This is a genomic window from Allobosea sp. 05T433, assembly GCF_056396065.1.
On the sequence record NZ_JBFTKS010000039.1, the window covers coordinates 12,670 to 34,445 of the forward strand.

A 21,776-nucleotide genomic window follows, 5' to 3' on the forward strand; every position below is an offset into this window, starting at 1 on the left:
CTATTCGGCCGCGGCGCCGTAGGGGATGTTGCGCCCGCCGAAGCGGCGGACGCGAATATTGGCCTGTTCGGCATGGCCGACGAAGCCTTCCATGATGCAGAGCCGCGAGCAGGCTTCGCCGATCAGGACCGAGGCCTCGTCGGTCAGGATGCGCTGATAGGTGCAGGTCTTCAGGAATTTCCCGACCCAGAGCCCGCCGGTATAGCGCGCCGCCTTCTTGGTCGGCAGCGTATGGTTCGTGCCGATGACCTTGTCGCCATAGGACACGGTGGTGCGCACGCCGAGGAAGAGCGAGCCGTAATTCTTCAGGCGATCCTGGAAATATTGCGGGTCCGCGGTCATGACCTGGACATGCTCGGAGGCGATCCGGTCGGATTCTTCGGCCAGTTCCTCCAGGCTGTCGCAGAGGATGACCTCGCCATAATCCTCCCAGGCCTGGCGGGCGATTTTTGCCGTCGGCAGGATCGTGAGCAGGCGCTCGATCTCGCGCATTGTCTCACGCGCGAGCGCCTCGGAGGTGGTCAGCAGGATCGCCGGCGAATTGACGCCGTGCTCGGCCTGTCCGAGCAGGTCGGTGGCGCAGATCTCGCCATCGACCGTCTCGTCGGCGATGATCAGCGTCTCCGTCGGGCCGGCGAAGAGATCGATGCCGATCCGCCCGAAGAGCAGGCGCTTGGCCTCGGCCACATAGGCGTTGCCGGGGCCGGCCAGCATGTCGACCGGCTTGATCGTCTCGGTGCCGAAGGCCATCGCCGCGATCGCCTGCACGCCGCCGAGGCAGTAGATCTCGTCTGCGCCGGCCAGATGCTGGGCGGCGACGATCAAGCGGGCGGGCGCGCCATTGAAGGGCGGCGCGCAGGAAATGATGCGCTCGCAGCCCGCGACCTTGGCGGTGACGACCGACATATGCGCCGATGCCAGCAGCGGATATTTGCCGCCGGGCACATAGCAGCCGACATTCGCGATCGGGATGTTCTTGTGCCCGAGGATGACGCCCGGCAGCGTCTCGACCTCGATATCCCTCAGCGCCGCGCGCTGCGCTTGCGCGAAGTTGCGGACCTGCTCCTGGGCGAATGCGATGTCGTCGCGCTGCTGTGTCGTCAGCCCATCGACGCAGGCCCGGATTTCGGCGTCGCTCAGCCGGTAGGAGGCGCGGTCGAGCCCGTCGAACCGGGTGGCCAGCGCGCGCACCGCCTTGTCGCCGCCGGTCTCGACCTGCGCCAAAAGCTCCTCCACCGCCTTGGTGAGAGCCCTTCCCTGAACCGCATCGTCGGACCGTGCCGCCGTCTTCAAGCGCCTGATCATCACTGCCTTCCACACCACATCTGAGCGCAAGTGTTCGGCGCTGCCGTGCCGGCTGACAATTTCGCAGTCGCTTGATTGCTGACGCGAAGTGACGCAGTGATCGCGTCATCATGCTGCTGATGCTTGGGGGGCGGGGCGCTTTGAGACCGGATGGGGTGGAACGATTTTCGGCGAACCTGAGGTTCCTCTGCGAGCGGCACAGCTCGATCACGGCGGTCTGCCAGAAGATCGGGCTCAACCGGCAGCAGTTCAACAAATACCTCTCGGGCGTGCATCTGCCGTCGCCCGGCAATATCCGGCTGATCTCGCAGTTCTTCGGACTGGGCACCGCCGTGCTCTTCGCCGACCCCGACGAGGTCCGGATGCTCGTCGACGGCAATTATTTCCCGGTGCTGGAACGGCTGCGCGGCTCGCGCCAGTTCGATGCCTTCATGAATGCAGCCGTACTCGGCGCCAAGCGGGAGACGCCCGATATTGCGGGGGTCTATGACCGCTACCAGTATTCATCGATCTACAAGGGCGCGATCATCCGCTCGCTGCTCTGCATCTACCGCAACGAGAACCTCTACCAGCATTGCTATCTCGAACGCTTTCCGAGCGCGGAAGCGCGCGGGAAGACGGATTACATCTTCAAATATCACGGTTTCACGGTGCCGCTGGCCGGGCGGATCTTCTTCTTCGATTTCGAGAGCGTCCAGAAGAACGAGCTGACGACCTCGATCCTGATGCCGGTTCAGCGCAGCAAGACCAAGTTCATGTTCGGCATCGCCAGCGGCATCGCGGCGACCATGCTGCGCGAGCCCTATGCGACAAGGACCGCCTTGCATTATCGCCGCGCCGGCCTGATCGGCAGGGAGGACATGGCCATCGCCACGACCTTGCAGCCCGACGACCCCTCGATCCCGCGCGATGTCCTGCATTATCTCGGCGATGGCAGCGATATGCTGCGGGTGAGCTGAGTTGCGCTGGCGTGGACTGAACAGGGGGCTGGGGACAGGCGCCTGGCGTCCTTTGACCTCAAGGGGATGACAGCTCCGCTTGTTGCGCCATGACGCTGCTTCAGACCAGACCATCCGCCGGTTTTCCCGCCAGCATCATGGTGGGCAGGTTGGTATTGGCCTCGGGGTGCGCAGGGCATCACCGAAGCATCGATGACATGGAGCCCGCGGACCCCGTGGACGGCGCCATCGCGCGGCGAGGCGAAAACTGCGGAATCACCGGACGAAATACGGCATTTGCCGTATTGAGCGCCGCGGGCGGAATCTCGAAACTGCGGACATAAGTCTCCGTGCGGAGGCTTTTTGCTCCCGCCCGAGGATGCCCTTGCCTGTCCGAGCCAAGCCCGCCGTCGCCGCCCTGTTGCTGACGACAGTCCTGACGAGCGCAGCCGCTGCCCAGTCGACAGGTCTCCTGACCGATCCGAACACGTGGCGGACGCCGGAATATCTGGCGCAATGGGGCCTGGACACGATCAACGCCGCGAAGGCCTATGCCCGAGGCGTCGATGGCACCGGTGTCCTGGTCGGGGTCATCGATACCGGCATCTTCGCCGGCCATTCCGAGTTCACCGGACGTTACGCCGGAGGCTACGATTATCCCACCGGAACGGTGCAGGCGATCGATCGCGACGGGCACGGCACGATGGTTTCATCAGTCATCGCCGCCAACCGTGACGGCAGCGGCATGCACGGCGTCGCGCCTGGCGCCTCGCTCATCGTGGCCGGAGCAGAAGACGCGCGGGGATGGATCGATTTGGATTTCGCGGCACGCGCCTATGCCGATCTGCAGGCGCGCGGCGTCCGTATCATCAATAACAGCTACGGCGATGACCGCCCGGTTACGGCATTCACTGCGGACAGCTACCTGGCGGAGAATGCGTCAGACATCCCCGCCTATCGGCGCGCCGTCGCTGCGGGCGTTCTCAGCATCTGGGGCACGGCGAACCAGGGTCTCAACCAGCCGAGTGCCCAGGCTGGACTGCCGCATCTCTTCCCGGAGCTGGAGCGCGGCTGGCTGGCTGTGGCGGGCTATGCGAACGGCTACGAGCCCTGGTATACCAACCGCTGCGGCGTGGCCAAGAACTGGTGTCTGACGGCGCCCGGTGGCGGCGACTGGTTCGACACCGAATTTCCCGATGATCCCATCGTTGTGGCCAACACCAGCGGCGGCTACTCCAAGGTCTCCGGCACCTCGCTCGCAGCGCCGCATGTCACCGGCGCCGCGGCCCTGGTCTGGCAGATGTTTCCGTTCTTCACGGCGGATCAGGTGCGCCAGACGCTGTTGGGGACGGCGCGGGACATCGGTCCGCCGGGGGTGGACGAGATCTTCGGCTACGGGTTGCTCGACGTCGGCAAGGCGGTGCTCGGTCCCGGCCGCTTCGACTGGGGCGACTTCGTCATCGAGCAGCCAGGGGGTGTCGCATTCTTCGAGAACGACATCGTCGGGGCAGGGGGCCTGGTCAAGCGCGGCGGCGGCGAACTCGTGCTGTCGGGGCACAGCTCCTATGCCGGGGCAACACGCGTCGAGGGCGGCTTCCTCTCGGTGATGGGCAGCATTGCCTCCCCGACCACGGTCAGCGGGTTCGGCGTGCTGGCCGGCACCGGCGTGATCAACGGCTCCGTCGAGAATGCCGGCGCCGTCTGGGCGGGCGATGCCTATGGCGTCGGCATGCTGACGGTCAACGGCAACTATGTGCAGCGGCCCGAGGGCGTGCTGGTCCAGCAGATCGACGGCGCAGGGGGCCTCAACCATCTCGCCGTCGCCGGCTCGGCGGGCCTTGCCGGCCGCGTCGCCTTCACCGCCGAGAACCGGCTTCTGCCGCGCTCCCTGACCGCGCCCGTGCTGAGCGCCGGTCAGGGGATCAGCGGCCGCTTCGACGGTGTCGAGGGGCCGGCCGGCGACGGCACGGCCGCCTTCATTCGGGCGAGCCTGCGCTATGAGCCCCGCGTCGCCTATCTCGACATCCGCACGTTGCCGTTCGACACGCCGGAGGTCTGCGCCTCAGCCAACCAGTGCGCGGCTGGCAGCGGGTTGGAGCGCGGGCTCGCCGGCGCGGACCGCGACCTGCGCGAGGTGGCGGGGCTGCTGCAGGCGGCCGGCACGCGCGCCGGCGCGCAGCGCGCTCTGGCCGCGCTGTCTGGCGAGACGCAGGCCAATCTCGGCACGCTGGCGCTCGGCGGCTTCCTGCCCTTTGCAGGAATGATCGAGCGGCGCCTGACTGCGCTGCGCGCCGGCCAGACCGGGCCCAGCGGCGAGTGGAGTTCGGCGATGGCCTATGCGCCGGGCGCGACCAACAACCCGCTGGCGGCGATGCTGAGGCAGCTCCCGGCCGCCCCGGTCGCGCCGCAGAGCAGCGCCTGGCTGCGTGGCTACGGCCTGTTCGGCAAGCTTGGCGGCGACGCGAATGCGGGCGGCGGCACGTATCGGGGCGGCGGCGCGATCGCCGGCGTCGACCGGCAGTTCACGCCCGCGTTCCTGGCCGGCGTCAGCGTCGGCTATTCCAGCACAGATGGCGATTTCCGCAATTTTGGCGGCAATGGCAGCGTCAAGGCCTATGAGGGCGCGCTGTACGGCGGCTATGCCAGCGGCCCGCTGCGCTTCGACGGCATCCTGGGTTATGCCCGCCTCGGCTTCGACAGCGAGCGCAGCATCGCCTTCGGTGGCCTGTCGCGCCAGGCCCGCGCCGCGTACGATGGCGACCGCCTCAGCGGCGCGCTGGAGGCCAGCTACGGCATCGATCTCGGCTGGTCTAAGATCGAGCCGCTGGCCGGACTGCGCTACACCTATCTGCACCAGGACGGCTTCAGCGAGACCGGCGCGGGCAGCATTGGCCTGACGACCCGGTCGCAATCGGCGCAAAGCCTGCTCGGCAGCCTTGGCCTGCGTCTGGCGAAGAGCTTCGACATCGGCTCCGGCCGCCTCGCGGTCGAGGCGCGCGGGCGCTGGCAGCATGAATTCCTCGACGACACGATGGTGCTGAACGCGTCCTTCATCGGCGCCCCGACCGCAGGCTTCCCGGTGCAGGGTGCCCGGATCGCGCGCGACAGCGCGGTCATCGGCGCCGGCCTCTCGCTCCAGATCGACCGCAACCTGACCCTGTTCGCCGATTACGACGCCAGTCTGAACAGCGATGTCACCGCCCACTCCGCGACGGCCGGGCTGCGCGTGACATGGTAGAGGGCAAGGCTGTGCGGGAGCGGCGTGGACGGTGAGGCAGCGTCCGTGCCTGATGGGTCTGGCGCCGTCACCGGAGGTCGGGAGGTTGGCCCGCTCTCGAAGGCTGGATGCATCCCGTCCTCGCTGAGGACATCCTGGTCGCAGGAGTGGCGCCCCGGCTGCGACCAGGCGCGATGCTCGCCTCCTTCCGGAGGGGAACTCGCACCTGGCATAGGCAGGCGGCGGTGAGCCGAGGGTCTCAGTTCTTCTGGAAGTGGAAGCCTTCAGCGAAGGTAAGCTCCACCATATCGCCACGCCTCAGGCGCCTGATCGCGTCTTGAATGCCGGGATCCGTGACTTCACGCGTCCGCGGTCCAAGCGGCCCGACATAGTTCACGACACCTGTCGCCGGATCGAAACTCTCGAACCTGGCGGTCACGGTCAGTGTCCGCACGATGAACTTGTCCGGCAGGTTCTGGAAGCTGGGGCTGCTGACCGCCTCGGTATAGACGATTGTCGGCTTGGCGCCCTTGCGAGCGCGCTTGGCGCCAAGGATCACGCCTTCGACGCGTCGGATCCGGACGTTGTCACCGGCGTTGATATTCTGCAGATCGCCGAACACGGACGGCACCGCGACGGGCCAGGTCTGGCGGCCCTGCCGGACGATCACCATGCGCTCGGCGGGATTCACCTCGGCAACCTCGACATCAAGCTGCTCGACTTCCACCGGGCCGACGCCGGCGACGATGACTGTCTGGCTTGTCACAGTCGGACCGGTCGCGCAGCCCGCAACCCCCACCGCCAGCGAGACTGCAAGGACCAAGCTCATTTGCTTCAACATCGGGCTTCTCCACTTTCAAAGGCAATCCGGTTTGAGACCTTTTGCCGGCCTCCGGATTCGATCGGCAGATTATCAAAGGCAGGAATGGATGACTGGGCGAGCTTCAGGAAGAAAAGGCCAAGTTCGGCCGCAACACAATAGGGGCTCGAACAACAACCTGCCTGGGCGCGACGAGACGTAGTCTCAGCGGTCAGCTGCGCGACGCAGGGCACGAGCGACGCCGCGTCGGCTGGGGGCGCGGAATCCCGAGGCTGTTCGGTGGCGAGCCTGGTGGGAGCGAAGAAAGCGGAGAGGCGGCCTTCGGCACGCCTCTCCGTCGATCGTCAGCGGCGCAGGCGCGTCCAGACGCCGTCGCGCAGCTCGCGCGCCTTGAGTGAGCAATCCTTCACCGGCCGGAAACGCGTCATCAACGCTTCCGGCGGGTTGATGGCGGGATTGTCGCGCAGCTCGGCCGTCATGAACGCATCCGAACCTTTGATGGCGTTGTTGTAGCCGCTGAAATTCGAGGCTTCGGCGGCGTTCCTGGGGTCCATCATCCAGTTCAGGAACAGCTTGGCGTTCTCCGGGTTCGCAGCGCCCTTCGGCACGGCGAAATTGTCGCCCCACAGGTTCATCCCCTCGGTCGGATAGACGAAGACCGCAGTCGGCAATTTGGCCCGGGCGCGGTGCGAGGCTCCGTTCCATTGCTGATGCAGCGCGACCTCACCGGCTGCGACGCGATCGATCGTGCCGGTCGAGGAATAGATCTTCACGCTCGGCTTCTGCTTCGCCAGAAGCTCCAGGATGCGCTGCGCATCGGCGGGGTTCTCGGTGCAGGTATCGAGGCCGAGATAGATCGCCGCGGCGCTGAACATTTCGCCCTGATCATTCAGCGCGGCGATCTTGCCGACGAGTTCGGGGCGCGGTTCGAAGAATTCCTTCCAGCTCTCCGCCAGCTTGCCGCCGGGAACCTTGGCGGAATCATAGGTGAAGCCGGTCGAGCCCCAGAGATAGGGAACGGAGTATTCGCGGCCCGGATCGGCATCGGGGCGATCATGCGGCGCCTTCACATTCCCAAAATTCGCGAGCTTCGCCGCATCGACCTTCTGCAGCAGGTTGGAGCGGATCATGGTGGCGAGCACGGAATTGGTCGGCACGACGATATCGTAGCCGCCGCCGCCCGCCTGCAGCTTGGCCAGCATGGTGTCGTTGCTGTCATAGACGTCGACGCTGACCTTGACGCCGGTCTCGGCTTCGAAGCGCTTGAGCAGATCCGGCGGCACATAATTCGCCCAGCTGTACAGCAGCAGCTGCTTGGACTGGGCCAGGGCGATACCTGGTGCGCTGGCGAGCGCCAGGGCCGCCACCGCAAGACGGAAATAGTGTTTCAAGACGCTTATCCTCCCTTGTGTTGACTGGCGGGCCGCCGACCGAGCAGGAAGGCGACGCCGATCACGGCGATCGAGGTGAGAAGCAGGATCGCCGAGAGTGCGTTGACTTCGGGCGTGACGCCGATGCGGATCATGCCGAAGATATAGACGGGCAGCGTCGTGGCGCCGGGACCGGCGACGAAATAGGTGATGACGAAATCACCCAGCGAGCTGATGAAGGCGAGCAGCGCGCCGGCGAGAATGCCGGGGCCGAGCAGCGGCAGTTCGATGCGCAGGAACCGCTGCCATGCCGAGGCGTAAAGATCGCTCGCGGCCTCGATCAAAGCGGGGTCGAGGCCCGCAAGGCGCGAGCGGATCGGATAATAGGCGAAGGGGATGCAGAACACGGTGTGCGCAAGGATGACCGAGAGCAGGCCGAGCGGCGCCCCGATCAGCACGAAGAGCAGCAGCAGCGCCACCGCCGTGACGATTTCAGGGACCAGCAGCGGCAGCCCGAGCAAGCCTTCGACGACACCGCGATAGGCCGAACGCGTGCGCGCGACGCCAAGCGTTGCGGCGGTCGCCGCTGCCGTCGCCAGGACCGTGGCAATGCTCGCCGTGATCAGCGAGTTCTTGGCCGCGCGCAGCATGTCGCCATTGTCGAAGACCGCCGCGTACCATCTGACGCTGAACCCGGTCCAGATCGTCGTCAGGTCGCTGGCGTTGAACGACAAGGCGACGAGCGTCACGATCGGCAGATACAGGAAGACGAGCGCCAGCCCGGCGATGACGCTGGCGCCGGGAATGCGCAGCAGGTTCTGGTCGCGCATCATGACAGGCGCTCCGCACGCCGCCGCACCAGCGCAAGCAGCGCCAGCGACAAGAGCAGGATGAGCACGAGCACCAGCGCCAGCGCCGCTCCGAACGGCCAGTTGCGCGAGGCGCCGAACTGGGCCTGCACGAGATTGCCGATCATCAGCGACTTGCCGCCGCCGAGCAGCTCCGGGCTGACATAGGCGCCGAGACAGGGCACGAAGACGAGAGCCGCGCCCGCGACGATGCCCGGCATCGCCAAGGGCAGCACGACGCGCGTGAGGACGCGGATCCGGTCGGCGCCGAGATCGAAGGCCGCTTCGATCAGCCGCCGATCGATCCGCTCCAGCGCCACATAGACGGGCAGGATCATGAAGGGCAGGAACGAGTAGGTCAGGCCGATCCCGGTGGCCCATGGCGTGTAGAGGATGTCGAGCGGCTGGCTCGTGATCCCGAGCCATAGCAGCAGGCTGTCGAGCTGGCCGCCATTCCGCAGGATCAGGATCCAGGCGAAGTTGCGCACCAGGAGATTGGTCCAGAACGGCACCGTCACCAGAAACAGGATGATGGCGGCGCGGCGCGGCGACAGCGTGGTCATGTAGAGCGCGGTCGGCAGGCCGATGGCGAGCGTCAACGCCGTGGTGATCGCCGCGAGACGGAATGAGCGGCCGAAGATCGCGATATAGTCGCTGTTGAAGGAGAGCGCGCCGAGCAGATCGCGCTCGAGCAAAAGCTTCTCGTAGGCGACAGCGGTATGGCTGCCCCAGAGGACGCCGCCGAAGGGCGCGCGCTCCAGCGTCGAGACGTAGACCATCAGCAGCAGCGGCGCGACCATGAAGGCCACGAGGAACAGCGCGGCCGGCGCGGTGAGTGCGATATCGCGGGAGCGGAGCTCGTTCATGCCGCAAAGGCCCTGACGGCATCGCTCGGAAAGGCAAAGCCGCTGACCTGCCCGATCAGTGCGGTGACATCGGCATCTCCCGGCAGGCGGGCCCGCAACAGGGCCCCGCCCGGCAGGGATGCATGCAGCATCAGATCGCTGCCACGATAGACGGCCTGGCGGGCCTGACCGCGCAAGCGCGATGTCTGCGCCGGCACGACGGCGACGCGTTCGGGGCGCACGACGAGCATCGCCTTCTCGCCCGGCGCAAGGAGGCCGGCATCGGCGACGGCGATCGGGCCATCATCGTCTGACGCGCCAGCCAGGCGGAAGCTCCCGCCATCCCCGCTTCGATCGACGCATATCGCCGGCAGGAGATTGGCCTCGCCAATGAACTCGGCGACGAAGAGATTGGCCGGGCGCTCGTAGATATCGGCTGGTCGCCCGATCTGCATGACGGCGCCGCCGCGCATCACAGCGACGCGATCGGACATCGTCAGCGCTTCCTCTTGGTCATGGGTGACGAAGACGAAGGTGATGCCGGTTTCGGTCTGAAGCCGCTTGAGCTCGATCTGCATCTCCTTGCGCAGCTTGAGGTCGAGCGCCGACAGCGGCTCGTCCAGCAGCAGCACTTTCGGTTCAGGCGCCAGCGCCCGCCCGAGGGCGACGCGCTGCTGCTGTCCGCCCGAGAGCTGGGCGGGTCTGCGGTCGCCCAGCCCGTCGAGGCGCAGCAGGCGCATCATCTCGGCAACGCGCGCCCGAATGGCCTCGCGCGGCCGGCCGAGCATCTCGAGCGCGAAGGCGATGTTCTGCGCCACGCTCATATGGGGAAACAGCGCGTAGCTCTGGAAGACCGTATTGACCGGCCGGCGGTTCGGCGGCGTGCGCTCCATCGCGGTGCCATCGAGCAGGATCGCGCCCGAATCCGGATTTTCGAATCCGGCGATCATGCGCAGCAGGGTTGTCTTGCCGCAGCCTGACGGGCCCAGAAGCGTGAAGAACTCGTTCTTCAGGATATCGAGCGAAACGCCGCCCAGCGCTGGCTGGCTGGCGCCGGCGAAGGTCTTGCGTACCGACGAGATGGCGACGGCTGCATCGGTCATGGGGTTTCCTTTGCCGGCCGCGACGCGCGCCGCCGCATCTGCTGGAACTGGTCGCCGAGCTGGTGGCGCCAGTAGATGAACTGGAATGCGGCCCGCCCCGCCGAGCCTGCGGCGAAAGGCAGCCCGAACGGCGCGAAATGCCGGTAGCGGTCGTCACCGTCGGCGATGGCGCCGGCGATCAGCTCGCCGGCGAGCGTGGTGTTCACCAGACCCAAGCCGCCGAAACAGGCGGCAGCCCATAGTCCTTGTTCCAAGGGGCCGATCACCGGCATGCGGTGCCGGGAGATCGGCATCAGGCCGCCCCACGCCATCTCGACCTTCAGATCGGCGAGTTGCGGATAGATCCGCGCCATGTCGCCACGCAGCAGCCGCGCCAGCCGCGCCGCGTTGGGTTCAAGCGCGCTCGCCCGCCCGCCCCAGAGCAGCCGTCCGTCGGGCAGGACGCGATAATAATCGGTGGCGACGCGCGTATCCGAGACGGCGGCCTCGGTCGCGATCGCCTGCCTGATGCGCTCGGGTGCGGGCTCCGTCGTCATCACGAAGCTCGCGACCGGCACCGTCGCAAGTCCCAGGCGCCTGTGCAGCAAGCCGAGATGCGCGCCGCCGGCAAGCACGACATGACGGGCGGTGACGGCGCCGGCCTTCGTCGTGACAGTCCAGGCCGAGCCCCGGCGCTTCAGCGAGACGACGGCGGCGCCCTCGTGCAGGTGTGCACCGTGCTGCGCCCCAGCGGTTGCCATGCCACGCGCCAGATTCAGCGGATGCAGCTGAAGCGACGAGGGATTGAGATAGCCATCGGCATAGCGATCGGTCGCGAGCATCGCGCCGAGCTGGGCCGCCGGCAGATGAACGAGGCCCGCATTGAAGCGCTCGTTCATGGCAGAGACATAGGAGCCCAGGCTGTCCGGGTGTTCCGCCATCCGGCACCGCAGGGCGCCGTGGCCGACGAGCACCGTCGGACCGAGCGCTTCGGCCCGGCGACGAAGGAGCGCAAGCGCCTCGCTGCTCAGCCGCCAGAGCGTTTTGGCTTCGTCGATGCCGAGGCGATCGGCCAGGGCCGGCATCGCAATCGGATAGCCGCGCGTGGCAAGACCGCCATTGCGTCCCGATGCGCCCCAGCCGATGCGGTGCGCCTCCAGCAGGATGACGGACCGCCCGCGCTCGGCCAGCGCCAGCGCGGCTGCGACGCCGGCAAGGCCACCGCCGACAATGCAGGTCTCAGTCTCGTGATCTCCGTCCAGCCCCGGCCAGTGCGCGTCGTCGGTTCGCGTCGCCGCGTAATGAGTGGGTGGGTAGCCGCTCATCGCTAGTAGCCACCACCGGCGATCAGGCGCGCGGTCGCGACAGCCAGTGGTGCGAACCGCTCGCGCACCGTGCTCTCGTCGTATTCGGCATAGGACATGGCGATGTGAACCGCAGCCCGCGGCAAGCCGCGCATATCGACCACGGGTGCCGAGACCACGATTTCGCCCACCAGGGTTTCCTGCACGGAGATCGCGAACCCATCCGTCCGGGCGCGGTCGATCGCAGCCATGATCTGATCGACATCGGTGACGGTATAGGGCGTCAGCTGCCTGCGGTTGCTGCGTTCGACCAGAGCCAGGGCTTCCGCCTCCGGCAGGCGCGACAGCATGGCCCGGCCGCCGGACGCGCAGAAGGCGGGGATGCGGCGGCCGACCAAGGTTGCGCCGAACGCCTCCCGCTGGCTTTGCAGACGCACGACGTAGAGAATGTCGGTGCCGTCGAGAACGCTGAGATCGACCCGCTGCTGACAGTTCTGGCGGAGGTCGGCGAGATAGGGGGTCGCCACCTCGACCAGCGGATCGCTGCGCAGATAGGCATAGGCGAACCCAAGCGCGCGCCGCGACAGACTGTATTTGCGGGTCGCCGGATTCCTCTCGAGATAACCAAGCGCATAGAGCGAGAACGTGAAGCGCTGCGCTGCGCTTTTGTCGAGGCCGGTCGCGGCTGCGATCTCGGTGATGCCCATCTCGCGCTGGTCGGGGCTGAAGGCTTCCAGCACCGCGAAGCCGCGCTGCAACGAGCCGACGAACATCGGGCTGGCAAGCATGCGCGCCCGATTGTCCTCTTCGCTTTCGGAACGCTCAGGTGCCTCTGCGGCATCCTGCTCATCTCTCATCGCGCTCTCCCTCGTTTCCCCGAGCTTATTCGCGCACATGAATATCGCAATAAGATTTTTTGTATTTTATTTTAGACAGAGAGCTCCGCCGTGGTGGGCCGCGTGATCCCCGGAAAGGGCGGTTGCCCCGGGGGGGGCTGCCCCGAGGCAACCGCCGGATGAGTCTGGACGCGATCGACGGGCGTGCGGCGCCGCAAGGCCGGTTCGCTTTGTTTCCAGCCTGACCAAGCCCTTGCCGCGTTCACAAGGGGAGGCCGGCGCGCGCCGCGGCCGTCGCTGATCTCAGCGCATCAGATCGTCCCGCGCGGCCGGATCGTCATCGCTAAGGCATCGGCCCGAAAAGTGGATTGCGGTTTTCGGAAAAGCCGATGCAAGCACAGAAGGTTAGATCATCGGACCGGATACGATATCCGGTCCGATGATCTGGTGGATAGAATCTGACGTTTGGTACCCGGCCACGATCGTCCTGCCGGCTGGCCGAAGGACGCCAGGGACTATGCGGATTAGCTGACGTTCCGAAGGTCGCAGGAGGGTGGTTAGCGGATTGTTGGATCCGCTTCCTGAGGGGCGCGAAGCGGACATGATCCAGTCGCTAGCTTCAAAGCATGGCGTCTTACGTCCGGCGGCCAAGCGTTCATGCGGTCGGCAAAGTCCCGATCCTCGCCCGCGAACAAAGACCGGATAGCATCCTCGAAGCCAGGAAGGTCACCGGCCAATGCGTTGAGAAAGCGGTAGGCGGCTTCGCGCGCGGCCTTGGCTTGGGTCTGGCCGCCATCGGATCGGCGAGCCTCGTCTACGAGGCGCCGTAAAACCTGTGATGTCCCGCCGGGCTGCGCGGAGAGCCATTCCCAGTGTCGGGGAAGCAGTGTGACCTCTCGGGCGACGACGCCTAGTTTGGGCCRCCCACGCCCGCGAGGCTCTGCATCGGTGTCCGAAGCCGTTTGCGTCCTGGCCGCCGCTGTCTTTCGCTTCCCCCGCTCGCTGAGACGGACCACGACTTCGGCGGTCGTGCCTCGCAGGTCGAGATCCACGACGGAGCCCGTAGCATCGTCGAAGACGAGAATGGACGCGTCAGCGCGGTCGCCTTCAGCGGCCTTGATCGCCAAGGCCACGTCAATCAGAGATCCAGCCGCTAGCTGCTCCGTGCCGACGAAAGCGGTGCAAATCTTGGACAGGTAATCGGACATAGGATCCTCCACTGCGAGTTATTACCCGGCCAAAAAGGCGCACGTCAATATTGTCCGGGTAATATTGCTTTCTCAAACTGCTTCGGCTAGCTGTCGCCGCCGTCAGGAGGCGCTCACGTCATGAAACGCGAAGATCGGAAGGCAGCCGTAGCGGCCTATCGGAAACGAGAGATCGCGACCGGCATCTACGCCGTTCGCTGCATACCCACAGGTGCGGTCTGGGTGGGACAAGCTCCTGACTTGTCCACGATCCAGAACCGGCTTTGGTTCACCCTCCAGCTCGGAAACAACACGCATCGTTCCCTCCAGGACGCGTGGCGCGCCGAAGGACCGGAGGCATTCACGTTCGAGATCATCGAGCGTCTTGAGGAAGAAGAGAGCGACTATGTTCGCGCTCGCCTGCTGCAAGAGCGCCTCACGCACTGGGCAGACAAACTTCAGGCTACCCGGATTTGACGGCTGGAAGCGGACGATGATGAAGAACCTCAACAGTAACGGCATCACCCTGGCCTATGACAGCTTCGGTGAGAAAGCGGCGGAGGCCATCCTGCTCATCTCCGGACTGGGGACGCAGATGATCCGCTGGGCTGAACCCTTTTGCCGGGAACTGGCCGCGCTGGGTTATCGCGTCATCCGGTTCGACAATCGGGATGCCGGGCGTTCAACCTCCTTCGCCCAGCATGGAACCGTAGATGTCGGAACGCTGGTGTCTCTCCTCATGGCGGGACAGCGGCCACCTGTGACCTACACACTTGCCGACATGGCCGCGGATGCAATCGGCCTGCTTGATGCCCTCTCCATCCCGCAGGCCCATGTTGTTGGGCGCTCGATGGGCGGGATGATCGCTCAGATGATGGCGAGCGAGTACCCGTCCCGTGTTCTGTCGCTCACCTCGATCATGTCGGCGACGGGAAACCCGGCCCTGCCGTCGGCAGAACCAGACGCCATGACAATGATGATGCGGCCCGCACCCGATCCAGTCTTGGACGAGGCGGGCTTCCTTGATCACGGCGTCGCCTTCGCCCGGCGCGTCGCTGGCACCGCTTATTCGTTCGACGAAGAGGCTTGCCGTGCTCTCCTCCGGGAGGAGGTTCGGCGAGGTCGTGTACCAGGCGGGTTCGGGCGCCAATTTGCGGCAATTGCGCTGGCCGGTGACCGCCGGTCACAACTGGCTACGATCAAGGCGCCGACCCTCGTCATTCACGGGACGAACGATCCTCTCGTTCACCCCGGCTGCGGTCAGGATACCGCGGCGTCAATCCCGGATGCGGAGATGATGCTGATCGATGGGATGGGACACGATCTGCCCGCGCAGTTCTTCAGTACCGTGGCGCACGCCATCGACCGAACCGCCCGCCGTTCGCGGCCGTCGATTTTCGGAGCATAGGAAGGCACCTCTGGCCGCAAGTGAGTTCGGCGTCCGCTTCCCGGAGAGCCACCTCCCTGCTCCAATGGCACACATGGGTGGAAAGCTGAGATTTGGCCGGGAGCCAAAGGCGGACATGAGAAATTGAAGGTAGCTCCGGCCTGCCATCGCACGGATCGCAATCGGCCAGATGATTACTTTCTGAACTCAAGCTTGCGGTGACTGGCCGGATTTTCCGTTCACTTCACTTTCGCGATAATCGGAGGCTTCCAGGTGCCGTCGAGGATAGCTTTCTCCGCCATCGTCGACGCGCGGCCGGATCGTCACCTTGGCCTTCCGCGAGGCCGATGCCGCGCCGATCAGCGCCAGTGGCAGGCGCGCCGTCACCCTCACGCCGTTTGCGCGATCGGAGATAACACGCGGGGATTGCGAACCTCACCGATGCGTGAGTAGCCCGACACCCGAAACGGGTGTCAACGTAGGAGTGCCACCGCAGGTCATGCGAGCCTGCTGCCGGCATGGTGCGCGAAGATGCACCAGATGACGACGCTTCGGCGCCGGCATTGCCCCGTCAATGCAGGCGTCCGCCCACAGGAGGCGACTACGACGTTTCTCACGACGCGATAGGGAGCAAACAGCCATGAAGCCACTTGTCACTGCCAGCCGCTGCGCCAAGACCCTCACCCTTGCGCTGGGCACATCGCTTCTTGCCACGATGGCACTTGCGCAGGAGGGCCCAAACCTACGGACAATGCAGTGTGCCGAGGCCAAAGCCCTGGTCCAGTCGAAGGGCTCCGCCATTCTCAATTCGGGCCCCAACATCTTCAATCGCTACGTCAAGGATTCCGCGTTCTGTGCGGAGGACATGTATCTCACGCCCGCCTGGGTCAGGACCCAGAATTCGAGATCGTGCTTTGTCGGCTACACATGCTCCGACAACCGTGATGACTAGAAGTCCCGGCTGATGAACGGAATTCCCGCGTGGAGCGGCCTCAGCGCTTGAGACCCAGGCGTCCACGCGACGCGGGAGAGCTCAAAAGAGGCGCGGAGCCGTCGCCACAGGTCGACGCTGCGTCGACGTAAGAGCCCGGGCGGCCCGTTGCAGGGCCGGCCGCCCGGGTGTCGAATGGCCGTCGCCGATGTCAGCGCATCAGTTCGTCCTGCTCGGGCGGATATTCATCGCCAGCGTGTCTTCGTCGACGCGCGGCTTGATCGTCACCTTGGCCTTCTGCGAGGCCCATGCCGTGCCGATCAGCACCAGCGGCAGGCGCGGCCGCTCCTTGCCGATCAGCGCTCCGGCCTGCTCGAGCAGGTTGCGCCGCTTCGCCTCGTCGAGTTCGACCCCGGCGGCGTCGATCAGCCTGTCCAGTTCGGCATTACTGTATCCGGTGACATTGTAGCCGCCCAGTCCGCGCGCGATATCGGCGGTGTGGGTCAGGGCCGCCAGCGTGTAATGCGCTTCCCCCGTGGAGGTGCTCCAGCCGTAGAGGGTCAGCGAATATTCGCCGCGCTGCCGTGCCGGGAACAGGATCGTCGTCGGCTGCCCATTGGAGACGGCATCGATGCCGACCCTGGCGAGCATCTGGACGACGGCAGCGCCGACCTCCTTGTCACCCGGCAGACGGTCAGTGGTGAAGCTCAGCGTCACCCTGAAGCCGTTGGGAAACCCGGCCTCTCCGAGCAGCTGCCTTGCGCGTGCGGCATCGGGCCTGGTGATCGGCAGATCGCGATTGAACCCGAAGATATTGGGTGTCACGAGCTGGCCGACGGGTTTGCCAAAACCTTCCATGGCGATCTCGGCCAGGGCCTGGCGATCGATCGCGAGATCGAAGGCTTCCCGGACGCGCGGATCGAGGAAGGGGTTCTTCGGCAAGGGAGAGCCGTCCCTGGCGAAGACCTGAGGGCTCTTCTCGCGGAAATCGAAGTCGACATTGAACAGATAGATCGTGTCCGTCTTTGTCACGGCGAGCTTGGGATCGCGGCCAAGCGAGGTCACGTCCGAGAGGGGCGCGCGGGCGATCAGATCGACCTGGCCCGCCTTGAGCTGCGCGACCCGCGAGGCATCGTTTGGAATCTCCTTGCGCACCACGCGCTGCCACGGCTCCTTCTCGCCCCAGAAACCGTCAAAACGCTCCAGGACCAGCTCGGAGCGCGGCGTCCACGAGACGAATTTGTAGGGCCCGGTCCCGATCGCGGCCTTGCCGGAGTTGAAGGCGGGATTCGCCGCCTCCGCCGTCAGCAGCTCCTTGGCGGCCTTGGACGAAACGATGAAGAGGCGCACGAAGTCGTTGGGCAGCGTCGGCGCCGGGCCGTCGGTCTCGACCCGCAGCGTATAGGGATCGATGATCGTCACCTCCTTGACGCGGCGGACATAGACGGAGACGGGGCTCGGTCCCTTGATCTGGCGCGAACGCTCGATCGAGAACTTGACGTCCTCGGCCGTGAAGGCGCTGCCGTCATGGAAGACGACGCCCTGGCGCAGCTTGAATTCCCAGGCGGTTTCCCCAACCGGTTTCCAGCTCAGCGCGAGCCGGGGCTCGAGCTGAAGCTCGTCGCCCGCCCAGACCAAGGTGTCGAAGACATGCTTCAAGGTCTCGGCATGCGTCCCCGTCGAGGTGAAATGCGGATCGACCGATTCCGGGCCGGCGCGAACGCCGATCGTCAGGGTTTGCGCGAAACCCGGGGCGGCTAGCGAGAGGGCCGTGCCGAAAGCCAGGGCGGCGAGCGAAGGGGAAAAGCGCTTCTTCATCATGGAACCGTTCTTGGAGCCTGGGGCGGCCGATATCTGGCCATGCGGACGCGCTCGGAAGAGTTCCGAGACGTCGGCAGGAGGGCGGTGGTGGGGAAGGGGGGATCTGTCGCGACGCGGCGTCGCGATAGATTTGTGGTCAGTGAATAGAATAGTTCTAGCTAGTGATCGAGCGTAATCGAGATAGACTTGCTTCTATAGGAGGTCGATCGCGATCATGTTGAATGATATCGAGCGGAGTGATTGAACGTCAACGAAATTGAATTGGCGATTATGCGGGCACGTCCAGAAATTAAATCCCTAGATAGCGGTCGTTCCGAAAGTTATTTCTTTTTTCAAAATTCGACGTCGTAAACTCTTATGCATCAAAGCTTGGGCGGCTAGTGTGCCCGTCCAGCCCAGTCGAACAGCAGGACACCAAGCGATGAGCGGACGATACAGCGTCACGGCCTCCACCTCCGGGGCGCCCGGTCGCTATGTGATCGAGGGGCACGGCAAGGTCCTGCTGTCCGATTCAGCCATGGTCCGGCAGATCCCTTCGGTCGCGCCGGGGCCGATCGAGCTTTTGGTCGCGGCCTTGGGGTCCTGCGCTCTCGCCAGCGCCGAAAGTGATGCGCTGGAGCATGGCATCGCCTTCCAGGCGATCTCCGCAGCGGTGGATGCGACGCGCGACGAGCAGGACGAGACGCGCTTCTCGGCGATCCATGTCGCCATTTCGGTCACGGGGGTGTCTGCGGCCGAGGCGCCCAAGCTGCTCGGCCACCTTCTCGATCAATGCCCGATCTTCAACACCTTGCGCCGCGGTGGCGGCGAGGTGACCGCCGCAATCGCCGCGCTGCCCTGAGCGGCCCACATATTCGCAGGCGGGCCGATGCTTCGGCTGGTGTCGAGGGCCTGGGTCCCGCTCGCGAGGATTTATCGACATATGCCCGCCCGGTGGGCAGGCTCTTCTTCTACTACTTCTGCGACCCAGGCTGAACCCTGGGTCGCAGGAGCGCAGGCGCGTCCCTTGCTGCGACTTGCCTTGCCGCGAGAGGCTCAGGCTTCGTAGCCGAAGGGATCGTCGACGCTGTGGGCCGGCTGCGTGAACCAGCGCGCACCGCCTTCCGCCATATAGGCGATGTCCTCGAGGCGAACGCCGAATTCGCCGTAGATGCACATCATCGGCTCGACCGAGAAGCACATCCCCGCCGCCAGCGGCGTCCGGCTGCCCTTGACCATGAAAGGCTCCTCGTGGATCTCGAGGCCGAGACCGTGGCCGGTGCGATGGGGCAGGCCCGGCACCTTGTAGCCGGGGCCGAAGCCTGCGGCCTCGATCACGCCGCGCGCAGCCTGGTCGACGGCCTCGCAGGGCGCGCCGAGCACGGCCGCCCCGAACCCGGCGAGCTGTGCGCGCTTCTCCAGGTTCCAGATCTCGCGCTGACGCTCTGTCGGCTCACCGAAGACATAGGTTCGGGTGATGTCGGAGTGATAGCCGCCGAGCCTGGTCCCCGTGTCGATGAGCACCATGTCGCCGTCCGCCAGCGTCTGCGGATAGGGGACGCCGTGCGGATAGGCGGTGGCTTCGCCGAACTGCGCGGCGCCGAAGGTCGAGCTCAGCCCGAGCTTGCGATGGGCGCGGTCGAGGAATTCGACCAGCTCCGTCGTCGTCAGGCCGACGCGCAGCACCCGCGCCGCAGCCCGGTGAACCTCCATGGTGATGTCCATGGCACGCTGGATCAGCGCGATCTCGGCTGCCGATTTCAGCTGGCGGCAGGAAGCGGTGACCGGACCGCCGCTGGCGAAACTGTAGCGGTTGCCGGCCTTGCGTAATCCGTCGGCGATGAAGAAGGGGGTATGGGGGTCGAGTGCGACGGTGCCGCTCTCATAGCCGAGGCTGCGGATCGTCTCGACGACGAGCGCGGTCGGGTCCTCATGCTCTTCCCAGCAGCGCACATCCTCGCCGAACTGGATGTATTCGCGCGTCTTCGGCTCCTCGAAGGCCGGGCTGAGATAGACGATGTCGCCCTCTGCCGGGATGATCGCGCCATGCAAGCGCTCGGTGAGCTTGAGCTGGATGCCGGTGAAATAGTGCAGGTTGGCCGAGGTATCGAGATAGAGCGCCTGCAGCCCCTGCTCGCGCAGGAGCGCTTGCGCCTTTGCGATGCGGGCCTTGAACTCGGCGACCGCGATCGGCTCGACGCCGGACGTCATCGAATTCAGCCTGGCGAGTTCCGCCTCGAAGCTCGAGCCTCCCACCCCAATCGTCATCGGTCGTCATCCCCTTGGTTCGTTCGGTTCCCGGAATGCTGTTCCGGCGCGCGCGGGCACGGCTGGGCTCTAAATTCTGGCCCGTCGTCCCGATGCAGTGCGCGTTGATAGTGCCTTGCATATTATTCGTCGACAATGACGCGAAAGGCATCGCCGGGTTGCGATAGCGCGTGCGTGACCCTCGCATCGATCGATGATGCGCCCATTCTCTCCGGGCTGTCGGATTTGTGGCACGGCGGGCGAGCGCTGTGCTAAGTTTGGCCCGTCGCGTGCAAGCGAGATGAGGCGCCGGCTCGTCCGGTGAGGGATCGCGGTCATCCCGCGGATGCCGAGCCCCACAATCCGTCACGCCGACCTGATCATGAGGCGCACTCCCACGTTTGGCCGACGGGAGGACAGACCGATGCGACACACCCTGACCGACAAGGCGTTTGCGGTGGCCCTGGTCCTGGCCGCGACATCGCCAGCCTGGGCGCAGGATCAACGCCCCGGGTTCAGCCAATCCCTCACCTGCAGCTTCAGCCACGACCAGGGGGAAACGAGGATCACCCTGAGTGGCCGCTGCTCCGGCGCGCTCGACTTCAGCCTCTCCGTCCAGATCGAGCGCCGGGACGCGTCGCGGACGAGGGGGCAGGAGAGAACCTTCCGCGAGGGCACGGGGCCCATAGCTGACATCGCTGAGCCAAGGTCAGGTTCTGGCGTATCCGGCACGCAAAGATGGCGAGCGATCGGTGGCTTCGATCTCTGACGTCAGCTCTCCCCGTCTTCTGCGTGCGCTCGTTCGAACGCCCAGACGCGCTCGAAGCCGATCATGTGGACGAATTCAGTGAACGGGTAGAGCTGGCCATCCCAATTTCGCGTCGAGCCGGTCGACTTGAGATGCGCGAAAACCGCCTGCAGCGTGCTCGCGGCGGCGAGCAGTCCGGCAACCGGGTAGATCGCGATCCTGTATCCGAGCCCCTCCAACTCCGCGCGGCTCAGGATCGGCGTGCGGCCACCCTCGACCATGTTCGCCACCAGCGGGGCGTCGAAGGTCCGGCCGATCCGCTCCATTTCCTCGACGCTTTCGGGCGATTCGATGAACAGGATATCGGCGCCGGCCTTCAGGAAGGCCTCTCCTCGGCGCAGTGCCTCGTCCAGGCCGAGCGCCGTGCGGGCATCGGTCCGGGCGATGATCTTGAACGCGGGCGACGAGCGCGCATCGGCCGCGACCTTGATCTTGCGGACGGCATCCTCGAGCGGAATCACCCGGCGGCTCGGAGTATGGCCGCATTTCTTGGGGAATTCCTGGTCTTCGAGCTGGATCGCCTGGGCGCCGCTCGCCTCGTAGCCGCGAACGGTATGGTCGACATTGAGCAGGCCGCCGTAGCCGGTGTCGCCATCGGCTATGAGCGGCGTCGCGGTGCCTTCGGCGATCTGGCGGACGCGCCCGACCATGTCGGTATAGGTCGCCAGACCGGCATCGGGATAGCCGAGATGGGAGGCGACGACGCCGAAGCCTGTCATGTAGAGCGCGTCGAATTCGGCCTGGTCGGCGAGCTTGGCCGAAACCAGGTCATAGACGCCCGGCGCGACGATCAGCCCGGGCCGGCTCAGGCGTTCGGAAAATGTCTCGGGCATGGGTGATTCCTGCTGACG

20 protein-coding genes are annotated in these 21,776 nt (G+C 65.6%); 7 read left to right on the plus strand and 13 right to left on the minus strand.

What is annotated here, in order from left to right:
- A complete protein-coding gene (gene hisD / locus AC1DGP_RS31525) occupies positions 1–1,305 on the minus strand; it encodes a histidinol dehydrogenase (RefSeq protein WP_441507197.1) in 1,305 nt (434 codons plus the stop codon).
- A 155-nt stretch (positions 1,306–1,460) separates the two neighbouring features.
- On the opposite strand from hisD, the gene AC1DGP_RS31530 reads away from it, so the two are divergent.
- Entirely contained in the window at positions 1,461–2,264 is an 804-nt protein-coding gene (locus AC1DGP_RS31530; RefSeq protein ID WP_441507198.1) for an XRE family transcriptional regulator, read from the plus strand.
- Here the strand turns inward: AC1DGP_RS31530 and AC1DGP_RS31535 are convergent.
- The gene (locus AC1DGP_RS31535; RefSeq protein WP_441507226.1) at positions 2,225–2,710 is read right to left on the minus strand and encodes a GMC oxidoreductase; all 486 of its coding nucleotides are present in this window, start codon (positions 2,708–2,710) and stop codon (positions 2,225–2,227) included. The genes AC1DGP_RS31530 and AC1DGP_RS31535 overlap by 40 nt on opposite strands.
- Here AC1DGP_RS31535 and AC1DGP_RS31540 point away from each other — a divergent pair.
- Complete coding sequence (locus AC1DGP_RS31540; protein WP_441507199.1) at positions 2,629–5,481, plus strand: autotransporter domain-containing protein; 2,853 nt, start codon at positions 2,629–2,631, stop codon at positions 5,479–5,481. The two genes, AC1DGP_RS31535 and AC1DGP_RS31540, sit on opposite strands and share 82 nt — an antisense overlap.
- Before the next feature lie 238 nt (positions 5,482–5,719).
- Here the strand turns inward: AC1DGP_RS31540 and AC1DGP_RS31545 are convergent, their stop codons facing one another.
- The 8 genes from AC1DGP_RS31545 to AC1DGP_RS31580 form a co-directional block, all read right to left on the minus strand.
- A complete protein-coding gene (locus AC1DGP_RS31545; protein ID WP_441507200.1) occupies positions 5,720–6,301 on the minus strand; it encodes a hypothetical protein in 582 nt (193 codons plus the stop codon).
- Positions 6,302–6,624: 323 nt separating this feature from the next.
- Positions 6,625–7,671, minus strand: a complete 1,047-nt coding sequence (locus AC1DGP_RS31550) for an extracellular solute-binding protein (protein WP_441507201.1) — start codon at positions 7,669–7,671, stop codon at positions 6,625–6,627.
- A gap of 5 nt (positions 7,672–7,676) precedes the next feature.
- Positions 7,677–8,483, minus strand: coding sequence for an ABC transporter permease (locus AC1DGP_RS31555; RefSeq protein ID WP_441493645.1), 807 nt, complete (start codon positions 8,481–8,483; stop codon positions 7,677–7,679).
- Entirely contained in the window at positions 8,480–9,364 is an 885-nt protein-coding gene (locus tag AC1DGP_RS31560; RefSeq protein WP_441507202.1) for an ABC transporter permease, read from the minus strand. The genes AC1DGP_RS31555 and AC1DGP_RS31560 overlap by 4 nt, the downstream gene beginning before the upstream one ends.
- Positions 9,361–10,446: an ABC transporter ATP-binding protein gene (locus AC1DGP_RS31565; protein ID WP_441507203.1), complete on the minus strand. Its 1,086-nt coding sequence runs from the start codon at positions 10,444–10,446 to the stop codon at positions 9,361–9,363. The genes AC1DGP_RS31560 and AC1DGP_RS31565 overlap by 4 nt, the downstream gene beginning before the upstream one ends.
- Positions 10,443–11,750 carry an NAD(P)/FAD-dependent oxidoreductase gene (locus AC1DGP_RS31570; RefSeq protein WP_441507204.1) on the minus strand — a complete coding sequence of 436 codons (1,308 nt, stop codon included), beginning with the start codon at positions 11,748–11,750 and terminating at the stop codon, positions 10,443–10,445. Before AC1DGP_RS31570 ends, AC1DGP_RS31565 begins: the two co-directional genes overlap by 4 nt.
- Positions 11,751–11,752: 2 nt before the next feature.
- On the minus strand, positions 11,753–12,586 hold the full coding sequence (locus AC1DGP_RS31575) for an IclR family transcriptional regulator (protein WP_441507205.1): 834 nt from the start codon (positions 12,584–12,586) through the stop codon (positions 11,753–11,755).
- Between the two features lie 536 nt (positions 12,587–13,122).
- On the minus strand, positions 13,123–13,773 hold the full coding sequence (locus tag AC1DGP_RS31580) for a DUF2239 family protein (RefSeq protein WP_476833000.1): 651 nt from the start codon (positions 13,771–13,773) through the stop codon (positions 13,123–13,125).
- A gap of 120 nt (positions 13,774–13,893) precedes the next feature.
- Here AC1DGP_RS31580 and AC1DGP_RS31585 point away from each other — a divergent pair, with 120 nt between their 5' ends.
- The 3 genes from AC1DGP_RS31585 (at position 13,894) to AC1DGP_RS31595 (ending at position 16,091) form a co-directional block, all read left to right on the plus strand.
- Positions 13,894–14,229 (plus strand): GIY-YIG nuclease family protein, encoded by a 336-nt coding sequence (locus AC1DGP_RS31585; protein WP_441507207.1) that lies wholly within the window; start codon positions 13,894–13,896, stop codon positions 14,227–14,229.
- 16 nt (positions 14,230–14,245) lie between these two features.
- Positions 14,246–15,160, plus strand: coding sequence for an alpha/beta fold hydrolase (locus AC1DGP_RS31590; RefSeq protein WP_441507208.1), 915 nt, complete (start codon positions 14,246–14,248; stop codon positions 15,158–15,160).
- Positions 15,161–15,779: 619 nt separating this feature from the next.
- The gene (locus AC1DGP_RS31595; protein WP_441507209.1) at positions 15,780–16,091 is read left to right on the plus strand and encodes a hypothetical protein; all 312 of its coding nucleotides are present in this window, start codon (positions 15,780–15,782) and stop codon (positions 16,089–16,091) included.
- A gap of 198 nt (positions 16,092–16,289) precedes the next feature.
- Here the strand turns inward: AC1DGP_RS31595 and AC1DGP_RS31600 are convergent, their stop codons facing one another.
- Positions 16,290–17,891 carry an ABC transporter substrate-binding protein gene (locus AC1DGP_RS31600; protein ID WP_441507210.1) on the minus strand — a complete coding sequence of 534 codons (1,602 nt, stop codon included), beginning with the start codon at positions 17,889–17,891 and terminating at the stop codon, positions 16,290–16,292.
- Positions 17,892–18,312: 421 nt separating this feature from the next.
- On the opposite strand from AC1DGP_RS31600, the gene AC1DGP_RS31605 reads away from it, so the two are divergent.
- Positions 18,313–18,732 carry an OsmC family protein gene (locus AC1DGP_RS31605; protein ID WP_441507211.1) on the plus strand — a complete coding sequence of 140 codons (420 nt, stop codon included), beginning with the start codon at positions 18,313–18,315 and terminating at the stop codon, positions 18,730–18,732.
- A 194-nt stretch (positions 18,733–18,926) separates the two neighbouring features.
- Here the strand turns inward: AC1DGP_RS31605 and AC1DGP_RS31610 are convergent, their stop codons facing one another.
- Positions 18,927–20,138 (minus strand): M24 family metallopeptidase, encoded by a 1,212-nt coding sequence (locus tag AC1DGP_RS31610; protein ID WP_441507212.1) that lies wholly within the window; start codon positions 20,136–20,138, stop codon positions 18,927–18,929.
- 403 nt (positions 20,139–20,541) lie between these two features.
- Between AC1DGP_RS31610 and AC1DGP_RS31615 the strand changes: the two genes are divergently transcribed.
- Entirely contained in the window at positions 20,542–20,886 is a 345-nt protein-coding gene (locus tag AC1DGP_RS31615; RefSeq protein ID WP_441507213.1) for a hypothetical protein, read from the plus strand.
- Positions 20,887–20,888: 2 nt separating this feature from the next.
- Here the strand turns inward: AC1DGP_RS31615 and AC1DGP_RS31620 are convergent, their stop codons facing one another.
- Entirely contained in the window at positions 20,889–21,758 is an 870-nt protein-coding gene (locus AC1DGP_RS31620) for an isocitrate lyase/PEP mutase family protein (protein WP_441507214.1), read from the minus strand.
- Between the last annotated feature and the right edge of the window lie 18 nt (positions 21,759–21,776).